At 66.9% G+C, this 13,041-nt stretch carries 13 protein-coding genes; 6 read left to right on the forward strand and 7 right to left on the reverse strand.

Going from position 1 to position 13,041, the window contains the following annotated elements; translation table 11 throughout:
• Positions 1-58: 58 nt before the first annotated feature.
• Positions 59-1,021: an ATP-binding cassette domain-containing protein gene (locus NS6_RS30900; RefSeq protein ID WP_068049468.1), complete on the forward strand. Its 963-nt coding sequence runs from the start codon at positions 59-61 to the stop codon at positions 1,019-1,021.
• Complete coding sequence (locus tag NS6_RS30905) at positions 1,018-1,806, forward strand: ABC transporter permease (RefSeq protein ID WP_068049470.1); 789 nt, start codon at positions 1,018-1,020, stop codon at positions 1,804-1,806. The genes NS6_RS30900 and NS6_RS30905 overlap by 4 nt, the downstream gene beginning before the upstream one ends.
• Before the next feature lie 53 nt (positions 1,807-1,859).
• Here NS6_RS30905 and NS6_RS30910 read toward each other — a convergent pair whose 3' ends face one another.
• Positions 1,860-2,519, reverse strand: coding sequence for a YqgE/AlgH family protein (locus NS6_RS30910; protein WP_084471569.1), 660 nt, complete (start codon positions 2,517-2,519; stop codon positions 1,860-1,862).
• Between the two features lie 240 nt (positions 2,520-2,759).
• Between NS6_RS30910 and NS6_RS30915 the strand changes: the two genes are divergently transcribed.
• Entirely contained in the window at positions 2,760-3,521 is a 762-nt protein-coding gene (locus tag NS6_RS30915; protein WP_068049472.1) for a lysophospholipid acyltransferase family protein, read from the forward strand.
• 5 nt (positions 3,522-3,526) lie between these two features.
• On the opposite strand, the gene NS6_RS30920 is transcribed toward NS6_RS30915, so the two are convergent.
• Both NS6_RS30920 and NS6_RS30925 read right to left on the reverse strand, forming a co-directional pair.
• Positions 3,527-3,838 (reverse strand): GNAT family N-acetyltransferase, encoded by a 312-nt coding sequence (locus NS6_RS30920; protein WP_068049475.1) that lies wholly within the window; start codon positions 3,836-3,838, stop codon positions 3,527-3,529.
• A 73-nt stretch (positions 3,839-3,911) separates the two neighbouring features.
• On the reverse strand, positions 3,912-5,009 hold the full coding sequence (locus NS6_RS30925) for a zinc-binding dehydrogenase (protein ID WP_068049477.1): 1,098 nt from the start codon (positions 5,007-5,009) through the stop codon (positions 3,912-3,914).
• 382 nt (positions 5,010-5,391) lie between these two features.
• Here NS6_RS30925 and NS6_RS30930 point away from each other — a divergent pair, with 382 nt between their 5' ends.
• Positions 5,392-5,847, forward strand: coding sequence for a nitroreductase/quinone reductase family protein (locus NS6_RS30930; RefSeq protein WP_068049479.1), 456 nt, complete (start codon positions 5,392-5,394; stop codon positions 5,845-5,847).
• Here NS6_RS30930 and aroQ read toward each other — a convergent pair whose 3' ends face one another.
• Complete coding sequence (gene aroQ, locus NS6_RS30935; protein ID WP_068049482.1) at positions 5,848-6,321, reverse strand: type II 3-dehydroquinate dehydratase; 474 nt, start codon at positions 6,319-6,321, stop codon at positions 5,848-5,850. It abuts the gene before it with no gap.
• 310 nt (positions 6,322-6,631) lie between these two features.
• On the opposite strand from aroQ, the gene NS6_RS30940 reads away from it, so the two are divergent.
• Positions 6,632-8,305, forward strand: coding sequence for an NTF2-like N-terminal transpeptidase domain-containing protein (locus tag NS6_RS30940; RefSeq protein WP_068049485.1), 1,674 nt, complete (start codon positions 6,632-6,634; stop codon positions 8,303-8,305).
• 13 nt (positions 8,306-8,318) lie between these two features.
• Here NS6_RS30940 and NS6_RS30945 read toward each other — a convergent pair whose 3' ends face one another.
• From NS6_RS30945 to NS6_RS30955, 3 genes are all read right to left on the reverse strand, one after another.
• Positions 8,319-8,687, reverse strand: a complete 369-nt coding sequence (locus tag NS6_RS30945) for a DUF3054 domain-containing protein (RefSeq protein ID WP_245669582.1) — start codon at positions 8,685-8,687, stop codon at positions 8,319-8,321.
• 75 nt (positions 8,688-8,762) lie between these two features.
• Positions 8,763-9,866 carry a lysylphosphatidylglycerol synthase transmembrane domain-containing protein gene (locus tag NS6_RS30950; RefSeq protein WP_068049489.1) on the reverse strand — a complete coding sequence of 368 codons (1,104 nt, stop codon included), beginning with the start codon at positions 9,864-9,866 and terminating at the stop codon, positions 8,763-8,765.
• Positions 9,867-9,934: 68 nt separating this feature from the next.
• Positions 9,935-11,482 carry an adenylate/guanylate cyclase domain-containing protein gene (locus tag NS6_RS30955; RefSeq protein ID WP_068049514.1) on the reverse strand — a complete coding sequence of 516 codons (1,548 nt, stop codon included), beginning with the start codon at positions 11,480-11,482 and terminating at the stop codon, positions 9,935-9,937.
• 168 nt (positions 11,483-11,650) lie between these two features.
• Between NS6_RS30955 and NS6_RS30960 the strand changes: the two genes are divergently transcribed.
• On the forward strand, positions 11,651-13,018 hold the full coding sequence (locus tag NS6_RS30960; protein WP_084471567.1) for an AI-2E family transporter: 1,368 nt from the start codon (positions 11,651-11,653) through the stop codon (positions 13,016-13,018).
• The last annotated feature ends 23 nt before the right edge of the window (positions 13,019-13,041 follow it).

Raw genomic sequence — 13,041 nt, forward strand, 5'->3', positions numbered from 1 at the left:
GTCGGTAACACATGTCTTTATTCGCATTTGAATATGTATTGTCACGGAAGGAAACATCATGAACAACGGGCGAAGTCCCGCTATCCGCGCTACCGGCCTGCGGAAGTCCTACGGGGACAAGATCGTGCTCGACGGGGTCGATATCGCTGTCCCGGAGGCGACGATCTTCTCGCTGCTCGGCCCCAACGGGGCCGGGAAGACCACCACGGTGCAGATCCTGAGCACCCTCATCGCCGCGGACGGCGGCGAGATCCGCGTCGGCGGATACGATCCGGCCGCAGAACCCGATGCTGTGCGTTCGGTTATCGGGGTAACGGGGCAGTTCGCGGCCGTCGACGAACTGCTGACCGGCCGGGAGAACCTGCACCTGATGGGGGACCTGCACCACCTGCCTCGGCGCCGCACCCGAGAACTCGCCCAGGAGCTACTGGCCCGTTTCGAACTCACCGACGCCGGCGACAAACCGGCCTCGACCTACTCCGGCGGTATGACCCGCCGGCTCGACCTGGCGATGACCCTGGTCGGCGATCCGCGCATCATCTTCCTCGACGAACCCACCACCGGGCTCGACCCGCGCAGCCGGCGCACCATGTGGGACATCATCGGCGGCCTGGTCCACGACTACGGTGTCACCGTTTTTCTCACCACCCAGTACCTGGAAGAAGCCGACCGGCTGGCCGACCGGATCGCCGTACTGGACCAGGGCCGAATCGTCGCCGAAGGCACATCGGCGGAGTTGAAACGGCTCGTACCGGGTGGTCATATCCGGGTGCAGTTCGCCGACGCCGCCGGGCTCCGGGCCGCGGCCGGCGTCTTCGGCGCGGCCGCGCGACCGCTCACCGACGAACTCACCCTGGCCGTCCCCGGTGACGGCGGCCTCGGCTCACTACGGGCGGTGCTCGACCGGATCGATTCCCACGGACTACCCGCCGAAGGCCTCTCCGTGCACACGCCCGACCTCGACGACGTATTCCTCACCCTCACCGGAACCCCCACCGCAGACAAGGAACCCGTGCGATGACCACCTCGACCCATGCGCCGCGCGCGGCCGCCCCACTGTCCGATTCCTGGACTATGCTGCGCCGCAACCTCCTACAGGCGCGGCGCTATCCGAGTATGACCATCTCCGTCACCGTCATGCCGATCGTCCTGCTGGCCATCTTCAACTACGTTTTCGGTGGCGCCCTGGAACCCGGCCTCGGCGGTGCATACATCGACTATCTGGTGCCCGGGATGCTGCTGATGCTCCCGGCCTACCTGACTGCGTCGGTGGCGGTCTCGGTGTGCAGCGATGTCACCAAGGGCATCGTCAACCGGTTCCGGACCATGGCCATAGCGCAGTCCGCGCTGCTCACCGGACATGTACTGGGTGTGCTGATCCAAGCCTTCCTGGCCGTCGTCGCCATGCTGGGGGTTTCCCTGCTGATGGGTTTCCGTCCGTCGGCGACCCCGGTGGAATGGGTCCTCGCGATCGGTTTCCTGCTGCTCGTGGTGTTCTCACTGACCTGGCTGTCGGTCGCGTTCGGCCTGATCGCGCCGAACCCGGAGAGCGCCAGCAATCTGCCGTTCCCGATCATGATGCTGCCGTTCCTCGGGTCCGGCATGGTGCCGACCGACACCATGCCGACAGTGATGCGCTGGTTCGCCGACTACCAGCCGTTCACGCCGTTCACCGAGACCCTGCGCGGCCTGTTGATGGGTTCGGAGATCGGCAACAACGCGCTGATCTCGCTGGGCTGGTGCCTGGTCCTCGGTCTCGGCGGCTTTTTCTGGTCGACGACGGTGTTCCGGCGGCAAGGCCGCTGAGGCCACTGCCGGACAACCCGATCCCCGCCGTCCATCGGCGGGGATCTCGGCGTCTAGTTGCGTTCGACCTCGATCGGGTGGGTGGCCAGCAACGACAGCGGCAACGGCTGCCGGCGCAGCACCTCGGCCCACAGATCGGTGCGTCCGCTGGTGATCGGATCGGTGGGCAGCGCCGACACCACGATCCAATCGTCGTTGTCCAGTTCGCTGTCCAGCTGACCGAAGGTCCAGCCGGCGTACCCGGCAAAAATGCGGGCACCTTCGATCAGTGCCCCGATCCGCTCCGGGGCGGTGTCCAGATCTACCAGCACCACCCGGCCGTCGACCCGCCGCACGCCGGGCACGCCGTCGATGGACGCACCCACCCGGACGGTGCCCAGGCACAGCGCGGCATCGCGTTTGACCGGGCCACCGACGAACAACGTACGCGGCTGCGCGCAGACCTCGCTCCACTGCGGCAGCACATCGTGCACCGCGGTTTCGCTGGGGCGGTTCAGCACCACACCCAGGGTTCCCGCGTCGTTGTGCTCGATGATGTAGACGACCGTCCGGCGGAAAGTGGGCTCGGCCAGGTCGGTCGAGGAAACGAGTAATGAGCCGGCCCGCACCGTCTGCTCGTCCTGCCGGCTACCGCGACGACCAGGGTCGGGTTCGTGCCCGCCACCGCGGCCGCCCCGGGTCTTGCGATCATCGGGGTCATCTGCCTGCGCCACCAGGTCATCATCGCAGTTATTGCGCGATTGCGCCCCTCCGATCACCTGTTCGCTTCACGCAGTGTTCGGATGGGCGTCGGTTCCGGGCTATCCGGCCATACTCGAGCATGCCCGTTTCCAGGTGGTGCGGGCAGCGCCCACCGCGGCTCCTCGTTCGCTCCGCGAAGCATGTGCGTGGGCGCCCTGCCCTGCCACCTCCCCGGCCTGACGTGACTGCCCCGTGCTCGTAAAGTCAGCCGTATGCGACCCCCTGAGGTGCTTCTCGGCAACAGTGACGACGTGTACGACTTCTACCGTGCGCACCGGCAGAACCGGTTCCAGGCGATGGGGGCCTATGCCCTGCTCGGGCGGCGCTACCGGCCGCGGGTCAGCTACGCCGACGGTGCCCGCACCGCCATCCGCGACCTGGTTCGCGCCCGCACCCCGCTGCTGATCGCGGTCAATCACCTCTCCCGGCTGGATCCCTACACGCTGGCGGCGGCCGCGTGGCGCAGCGAGTTGCGGCCCGTTATCGGGCGTACCCGGGTGCTCGCCAAGGATGAACTGTTCGTCGAGGAGAAACTGCGGCGCAGGATCGACATGATGGGTGGGATCCCCGTGTTCCGCGGCACCGATCACGGCTTGCGGGCGGTGAACGCCGCCGGGCAGCGCATGATGGATATCTGCGCCGAACGCCTGGCCGAGGGCGACAGCCTGGCCGTTTTCCCGGAGGGCACCTGCAACTATGTGAACCCGGCGCAGGTTCAGCCGGTCGGCACCGGGATCGGGCATATCGCGTTCCGGGCCGTCAAGCACGGCGTCCACCCCGCACTGCTGTGCCTCGGGCTGAGTTACGGCCCGCGCGCCGACCCCACCGTGGAGCCGACCAAGGAAGAAGCGAAATCGGCGAGCTTCCATTTCACCGTCCCCCGCACCGAGCTACCGGCCCGCCCCGCCGAGATCGCCCGGCTGGTCCGCACCGATCTGCAGCAGGCGCTGGACGGAGCGGTCGCCGGGTACTGAGCGGATTATTGCGGCAACCCGAGCCGGTCGCGGGCCCAGTGCGGGACCATCGAGAGGTACTGCGGCCGGGTTTCGATGAAATGCCCGACCACCCGGCACATCGGCAGCGCGCCGAGCCCTTCGGCGCCGGTCGCGTGCAATGCCGCTTCGACCAGATCGCGGGCATAACCCTGCCCGTCGAACCGCGGGTCGATCTCGGTATGGACGAACGCCCGTTCACCGGCGGTGTCCTGATATTCGATATAGCCCGCGACCTCGCCGTCGACGGTGATCTCGAAGCGTTCCAGTGCGGTGTTGTTGCGGACGTCCGTCGGCATGGCTCGACGCTACTCGTTCGACCGCGAAAATTCGCCTCGATCGGGTAGCGCGCGCGGCGAGTCGCCTCCGGTGTCAGGACATTTCGATGATCGCTCGCCCCACGATCTCCCCGCGGGCGAGTGCCCGGTACGCCTCGTCGGCCTGCGCGAGTGGATAGCGGCGGGTGATGACCTCCTGCGGCCGCACCGTGTCCGCGGCGACCATCCGCAGCAGGGTCGGCATATCGGTACGGGCTTTCGCGCCGTAGGAGCCCAGTATTCGGAGTTTGCGCCGGACCAGCCGAGCCAGGTCGACACTGCCGGCGGAGCCCGCGGGTGCGATACCCACCACCACCGCACGGCCGCCGTCGTCGAGGATGTCCAGCGCCGTGGTGAAGGTGGCGGGACTGCCGAGCGCTTCGAAGGCCACGTCCACGCCGTGGCCGCCGGTGAGTTCCCGGACGCGGGCGGCGGCATCCTCGGCGCGGGAGTTCACCGTATGGGTTGCGCCGAGTTTCGCGACGGCGGACAGCTTTTCGTCGCTGATATCGACGGCGATGATCTGGGCGACCCCCGCGGCCGCTGCGAATTGCACGATCGAGGAGCCGACACCACCTGCCGCGACAACCGCGATCCGGTCACCGAGGCCGAGTTCGGCGGTGTGTATCGCGCCGAGCGCGGTGAACGAGCTGCAACCGAGAATCGAGACCGCGTCCAGGCCCACCTCCGCGGGCACGGCGAAGACGTCGGAGGCAGGCACGACACAGTATTCGGCGAGGCCGCCCATCGAGTACATGGCCAGTGGTGTCCCGTCGGCACGGGCGAGTCTGCTCGTACCGTCGTAGAGAGTGCCGTTGAGGCGGTTGTGTGCGAAGAATTTCTCGCACAGGTCCTCGGCTCCGCGGACGCAGTGCCGGCAGTCCCCGCACGGCATGATGAAGCTGCACACCACGTTATCGCCCACCGCGATATTCGCCACGCCTTCGCCGAGTTGTTCGACGACGCCGGAAACCTCGTGGCCCAGAACCGCGGGTGCCGGGAACTTCACCTCGGACCGGAGGACGTGCAGGTCGGTGTGGCAGACCCCGCAGGCGGTCACCCGCAGTAGTACCTCGCCCCGCTGGGGTCGTGGTACCGGGATGTCCTCGACGACCAGCCGGGGTTCGCCTCCGTAGAAAACTGCGGCCTGCACAGCACTCCTCCTCCACCGACTCACTCGTTGTCCCCGCACTCGCCGCTGGAGACCCGATCACCGTCTCAGAACCACCCGCCGCCGGGACGGACTTCGGCGAAATCCCCGACGACCCCCGCCGCCCACCCCCGCTCCACGCGCCGTGCTGATGTGCCATTTTGCGCAGTAGACGTGCGTTCCGGCCCACCTCTATGTCGCGGAGCGGCCCCGAATTTCAGCACCACCCTCAGTGGATCGTCTATCTCGAAATCGGGGTCACCAGGCCCCCACCTGCGAGGCGGCGAGCGCCCGCGATATTTCAGAGAGCACTGCTCTTGACTTATCGGCAGCGCAATGCGATCGTTGTTCACAACAGAGAGCAGTGCTCGCAAAGGAGAATTAGATGTCCACGACCACCCGCTACCTCGCCCCCACCGGTTTCGACCCGATCTTCAACCGCATCGTCAACCTGCTGCCCAAGCTGGGCATCAGCATCGCCGGCTCCCGGTTGCTGGCGGTACGCGGCCGCAAATCCGGCGAGTGGCGGACCACTATGGTCAATGTGATGACCGCAGCCGATGGTGAGCGCTACCTCGTCGCGCCGCGCGGACACACCCAATGGGTTCGTAACCTTCGGGTCGCCGGTACGGGCGAGTTGCGACTGGGCCGCAAGGTTGAAACGTTCGGCGCGGCCGAGGTCGCCGATGCCGACAAGATCCCGCTCCTGCGCCACTACCTCGAGCGGTGGGGCTGGGAGGTCGACCGGTTCTTCGAGGGCGTCACCAAGAACGCCACCGACGCGCAACTGGCCGAAATCGCACCGGGTTTCCCGGTTTTCCGGCTGGATCCGGCGCGGTGATCAGCGGGGCGTCACCGTGCGGGTCAGCAGGAACTCGATGGCGGCGACATAGCCGTGGCTGCCCATCCCCGCCACCACCGCATCGGCGATGGGCGAGATGTAGGAGTGGCGGCGGAACTCCTCACGTGCGTGCACATTGCTGATGTGCACCTCGACGATCGGCACCTCGGGTATGACCAGTGCGTCCCGCAGTGCTACCGAAGTGTGGGTCCACCCGCCCGGGTTGATCACGATTCCGGACGCTGTGCCGCGCGCGCCGTGAATGCGGTCGATCAGATCGCCTTCGGAATTGGATTGGAAATGCGCGATCTCCCGGCCCCGCGCGGCGGCGGCCCGACGGCACAATTCGATTACATCCTCGAGGGTTTCCGTGCCGTACACCTCGGGCTGGCGAATACCGAGCATATTCAGATTGGGTCCATTGAGAACGAGGATCGGACTGCTCGAGGTTTGCGGGAAGGAGGTGTCGGGCATGACAGCAACCCTACCGACACCCCAGATGCGCGCCGAGGGTTCTGGGCTACCGTTACGGGGTATCTCTGCAGTGGAAGCGGACTTGCGGGGTAACACCACAGCGCCGTGGGGCGATCGGTAGCGTAGCGAAGCCGGGTGTCCTCCGGCGGTCCGGTAAATGATCATGGCCGGTTCGGCGACGAGTTGGGTACGGCCACAACTACACACGGTGGAACAATCTATGGTTTCGGGTTTGCGGGCACTCGCAAGCAGGCATTTTTCAGGTACGGTGGTCTTGTTACCGGAGTGGCAAGAGTGAAGAGTGGGCGACATGGATGTGTGGGGATCCCGCCGCTTTCGCTTCCGGGGCGCAGTGGCCCTGACGGGGGTGGCGGCGCTGGCAATCGCAATGGGATCGTGCGGGTCCGGCACCGAGCAGGCCGGCCCCGAATCGGTCGTCGACCAATTCACCGAACTGCTCGACGAGGGTGATCATGCCGCGGCAGCCGAACTGACTTCCTACCCGTCCGCCGCCTCGGCAACTCTGGAGCAAATGTTCAACGGGCTCGAAACCGGCCACGTCGACTACGAGAAAACGCAATTCATCGGACTGGACGCCGAAACCGGCATCTTCAGCCTGGATGTGCACTGGAACTTCGGCGAGCGCAAAGACTGGTCCTACGGCCTCGAAGGCACTATCCGCAAGCTCTCCGACGGATGGAAGATCTCCTGGGACCCGGCCGTGGTGATGCCGCAGCTCGCGCATGATCGCACCGTCCAGCTGGTGCGGACGACGCCCGATCCGGCGCCGCGTGTGGTGGACAATATCGGCAAACCGCTGATGACCGAGCAGACCATCAACGTCATCCAGCTCGATCCCGCGCGGATATCCGACCAGGTCGCCTCCACCGATGCGCTCTCCCGCGCCATCGAACCGGTCGCCCCGCTGATCACCGGTGCGGCGTTGCGGGAGAAGCTGGCCGCGTCCGGCGGTAAACCCGTAACAGCGGTGAGCCTGCGCGAAGGCGATTTCGCGATCCTGGAACCGGAGATGGCCCCGATTCCCGGTGTCGTGATGAAAAAGGAGCCGCGGCTGATCGTCTCCGATCGCCGGATCTTCTCGCCGATGCTCGACGCTATGACCAATGTCTTCGAGGACAGCCAGGACAAACACTCCGGCTGGGCGGTTCAACTGTTCGAGAACGGGCAATTCGTCAAACAATTGGCCGGCCACCAGGGCCCGGCCGGCCCGGATATCGCCGGCACGCTGGACCAGCGGCTGCAACGTGCCGCCGAGGATGCGGTGGTCAGCGTGGGTTCACCGGCCTCGATCGTGGTCACCCAGCCGTCCACCGGCGCCGTGGTCGCCGTGGCCCAGAACAACTATTCCAGTGCCCAAGGGCCGGTCGCCTTCACCGGGTTGTACCCGGCGGGCGGCATGATGGAACTGTTCCGGGCAGTTGCCGCAGCGTCCGAGGGAAAGTCCGCGAAGGACGTTTCCGATTCCGAGGCGGTGGAAGCCGCGGCCGCGCTCGGTGTGGGCGTGGACTTCCGGGTGCCCGGCTTGGAGGAGGTCACCGGCCGCCCGGCGGGGGCGGGCGACGCGGAACCCGTCCGCCAGGGCGGCGGTTCGGATGCGCTGCTTGCCAGTCCCTTCGGGATGGCAATCGCGGCGGCGGCCGTCGGCGACGGTACTTTGCGGCCGCCGATGATCGAACGGGGCCGCCCGAGCGGAACCGATGCCCCGACGGGACCGCTACCCGGGCCGGTCACCGATGCGGCGCGCCGAGTGCTGAGTGACGGGATGAAGGCGCCGCATATGGCGCGCTTGCGCGGGTTCCGCGATGTTGCCGGGTATTCCGCCACGGCCGGTGACGACGGCTGGCTCATCGCCACCATGGGTGACCTGGCTTTCGCCATTCATATCGCCGATGTCGACAGCGGCGATATGGTCGTGCGGATGGGTGAGCGGATGCTCGCGTCGTTCGCCGAACCCGACGAGTGAGGTCCGGCGTCTCCTAGTTGATCGCCCGGACCGCCGCCCGCCAGCCGAGCAGGAACAAGGCCAGCACCGACGCCGCCACGATGATGAAACTGACCGCCGTGCCCTGGCCGCTGACCACCCGCAGCGCCATGCCGACGACCAGTGTGCTCGACCAGATCACCAGGCCGGTCGGCCGCAGGCGCATACCGTTGAACGGTTCGGTTTCGGGACGCCGGCGGGACAGCAGGTAGGCGGCGACCCAGCCGACGGCGAGCCCCGTCGCGAACGGCCACGCCGTATGGAGCAGACCGGCGAGGATCGCCTCCTCATGGCTGCGGCGCCCGATAACGCAGAACAGCACCACCAGCAGCACATCGACAACGATCGGTCCCAGCCATCTCACACTGCGCAGCATAATGGGTCGCAATCCGGCGAACTCCGTCCGCGGACCTGCCCCCGGGGTCCTCCGCACCGCGGTTCACACGTTGCGCCGGGTGAACTCCTGCTCGTATTCGTCGTCCTCGGCATTGCGATTGCGGAACAGGAACGCGAACACGATCCAGCCGATGACGGCGATCAAGACGAAACTCACCAGCCGGTAGACGAAGGCGGCGGCCACGGCCTGGGGCGCCGGCAGGCCGGCGGCCGCGGTGAGACCGTAGATCAGCGTCGCGTCGACGTAGACGATGCCGCCGGGGGCGAAGGGGATGGATCCCACCGCCTTACCGGCCGCGAACGCGATCAGCAGACCCGCCCACCGCGGGTCACCGCCGATGGCGTAGCAGGCGGCACCGAGGCATGCGACATCGGCAACGCGATGCACCACCGCCCAACCGGTGACCCAGGCACCGTCGCGGGTGCCCATATCCACCGATTCGACCTGGGCCAGCATTTCCCGGATCTTCTCGCGCCCGGCGTCCGCAGGGCGTTTGCGAACCCGATTGACCAGGGCCGAACCGCGCCGGAACACCCCTTCGAGGGTGCCCGGATGGCGGGAGGCGTAGTTCCCCGCCCAGACCAGTGCCACCACGGCGGCGACAGACACGATGAGGTTGACCGGGCCGATCCGCCCACCGGCCAGCACCGTGCCCAGCACACCCAGCAGGGCGAGTCCGGCGGCCGATACGACTCCGGAGAAGACGAGCTGCCACGAGGCCACGACCGGGCTGGCGCCCCAGCGCCTGGTCTGGCGGTAGGTGAACGCGGTGGAGAAGACCTGCCCGGCCGGCAGCGTGACCGACATGGCTGTGGCGCCGTACACCACGGCCACCGATTTATGCTGTCTGACCTCGACGCCGCCTGCCCGTAACAACTGTTTCTGTACTCGGCCGAAACCGGACATCGACAGCATTTGCAAAGCGATACACGCCGCAACCCAGCCCCAATGGATTTCGGTCAGTTTCTGCCACGACTCGTGCAACCGTGGATAGAGGTAAACGCCTTCGCCGATCAACAACAAGAGCAGCACGGAAACGGCCAGCCATTTGAGCCACCGGAATCGCCGGGCGGGTTTCGGATTCTCCGTCGTTTCGCCTGCCCGGGACACAGCAGACGTATCCGCTGTATCACCGTTGGCACTCACGAGCCCAGCCTAATGGACGTCGCCGGCCCGCGACCCGGCCCCGCAGCCGGGGCTCATGGGAGCGCGTGCTAGGTGCGTTCCACCTCGTCGGTGGAGGGTTCCGATCCGCCGGCGGGCGCGGCGGGCATTATGCCGGTCGTGTCCACGGAATCGCTGGGCCAGGACAATCTCGTCTTCCGGCGGCGCCCGCGCAACTGCACCTCCTCGCCGGCGGTCCAATTCCGCTGTTCGCCGGCTTCGGCGAAATACAGCGCCGATCCCGAGGCCAGTGTCCGGCCCGGATGATCCTTCGCGAGTTCGGTGAGCCGTGAAGCCTCGTTCACCGGATCACCGATCACCGTGTATTCGAATCGGTTGGCCGCACCGATATTGCCTGCCACTGCCAAACCGGCCGAAACTCCGATACCGATATCCAGCCCGGAAATCGACCGCAATGCTGCGCGGAGGTCCCGGGCCGCGGCCAGCGCCGCCGTCGGCGCGTCCGGACGGTCCAGCGGGGCACCGAATATCGCCAGGGCCGCATCTCCGACGAACTTGTTCACGAATCCGTGATGGTGGTCGATCACATCGACCACCACGCGGAAGAATTCGTTGAGCAGATTCACTACCTCGGTCGGCGGATGTTCGGCGGCAGTGGCAGTGGAACCGACCATATCGACGAACAGCACCGCCACGAACCGGGTCTCCCCGCCGAGCTCGGTACCGTAATCCAGGGCCCGCTGCGCAACTTCGGCGCCGACATGCTGGCCGAAGAGTTCCTGGAGACGCTGCCGGCTCGCGGCCTCCTCCATCATCCGGTTGAAACCGACCTGCAGCAGCCCGATCTCGCTCCCGTCGAAAACCTCGACCTGCACATCGCGGGAACCGTTCTGCACCTGGTCGATGGCCTGACTGAGCTGACGGACCGGGTCGGAGATACTCGACGCCGTCAGCATGGACAGCGCCAGCGCCTGCATGATCACCACCCCGCACAACAGCAGGATCGAAACGGCCAGCGACTGCGCCGAGAATTTGACGTCCGACGAGATCTGGGTCACGCACAACAGCACGATCGCGATGGTGGGGGCGAAGGTTCCCATACCCCAGGTCATCGCCATCCGGGTACCGACACCGGGGGTCAGGGTGTGGTCGAAACGGCCCGCGCTGAGGGCTTCGGCGGCGACCGGGCGCAGAATTCGCTCGCCCAGCATGTAGGTGAAACCGAACACGATGGTCGCGGCCATACATTCGGTGATGATCACGGTGCCGGCCAGCGCGGGAGTGTCGGAGATTATGGCGGTGGCCAGGACGGCGCCACCGAGAATCCACAGCGCCAGATGCAGGATCGCCTGCCGTAGCGGCGCGTGCAGGGTCGCCATCATCTCCTGCCGGCTGGGTGGTCCGCCGCGTACCTGCCAGCGCATCACCGGCCGCAGCATCAGCGCCGAGGCGGCCACACTGAGCACCCCGCCGGTGACGAACACCACCGCGGGCACGAGTAACCCGATCTGGCGGGTTCCGGGTTGCTCGCCCTCCGGCACCGGCAGACCGTATTGGATGAACGCCCACACCAGCACCGCACCGAAAGCGTTCGCGAGCAACATCGAGGTGAGGTACAGCGGCCAGCGCGTATGCATGGTCTGTTTGACCGCTTCCAATGGCGCTGACACATGTACTAATCTAGCGTCCGGCCCCGGTGCCCCGGTGCTCCCGGGTTGGGCCCACCTCGGTCTTCACCCGATCCCCGCCGGCGGGCGCGGCCCGCCGCCGGGCTCGCCGCCGTCGCCCTCGTTAGGCTCGGCCGGGTGACCGAGCCGAAACCGACTGCCGCAGACGCCGTTCACCCGATCGTGCGGCAGACCGCCGAATGGGCCTGGCGACTACTGGTGATCTTCGCCCTGGTGGCGGTGTTCGCGGCGGCCGTGCGAAGACTCGATACCGTGGTGATTCCGCTGGCCATCGCGTTGCTGGCGGCCGCGTTGCTGGCTCCGCTGGTGGATTGGATGCAGCGCCGCGGGGTGCCGCGAGGGCTCGGGGTCGTGGTCGCCCTGGTCGGTTCGCTCGGCCTGGTGGCAGGGGTCGTCACGTTTGTGGTGGAACAGTTCGTGGTGGGTGTGCCGCAACTGTCCGGCGAGTTCACCGGCAGCATCCACAAGGTGCAGGACTGGCTCATCAACGGACCCATGCACCTGAGTGACGATCAGATACGTTCGGCCGGCGATGCAGCAGTACGGACCATCGAGTCCAATCAGGACACCCTCACCAGCGGTGCACTGACCACCGCGACGATGATCGGCCACATCCTCACCGGCACCTTCCTCACGCTGTTCATCCTCATTTTCTTTCTCTACAGCGGTTACCAGATCTGGGAGTTCGTCACTCGCATCGTGCCGCGTGTACATCGCGAACGGGTGCGGACCGCGGGGGAACTCGGCTTCGGGTCGCTGGTGGGCTTCGTGCGGGCCACCGTCGCCGTCGCGGCCGTGGACGCGATCGGTATCGGCGCCGGCCTGGCACTACTGGGGGTGCCGCTGGCGCTACCGCTGGCCTCGCTGGTGTTCATCAGCGCGTTCATCCCGATCATCGGCGCGTTCCTGGCCGGTTTCGTGGCGGTGTTCATCGCCCTGGTGACCAAGGGTCTCGTCACCGCGTTGATCGTGCTGGCCATCATCGTCGCGGTGATGCAGGTGGAAGGCCATGTCCTGCAACCGCTGCTGCTCGGCCGCGCGGTGCGTATCCATCCGCTCGCGGTGGTGCTGGCGATCGCCGCGGGCCTGGTACTGGGCGGAATCGCGGGCGGTCTGCTGGCGGTGCCGCTGGTGGCGGTACTGAACACCGCGATCCGCTCGCTGCTCGCCGAGGACCCCGAAGAACTGATCGCGGAATTGGCCGCAGACCGTAAGGGTATCTATGCGGCTGAACCCGATTCACCCGAACACGCCACGGGCGGTGGCCCGGAGGGGACGGGACGGTTCGCTATCGCCGCACTGCTCGCCGAAGCACAGCGCAGGCTGATCCTGCCCCGGCCGGCCGACGCCGAACCCCTGGACCCGCCGGCATCAGGATCAGCGCCGGTCCGCGCCGCCGGCGCGGAGCGTGCCAGCGCCGGGGACCCCGGCTCGCCGGAGGGACACCCCGAGGTGACTCCGCCGGCCGGTACGGCGCAGGGCTGACGAAACGGGAGGTCATAAGGTCT

The organism is Nocardia speluncae NBRC 108251, assembly GCF_001613245.1.
In the GTDB taxonomy this organism is placed as follows: domain Bacteria; phylum Actinomycetota; class Actinomycetes; order Mycobacteriales; family Mycobacteriaceae; genus Nocardia; species Nocardia speluncae.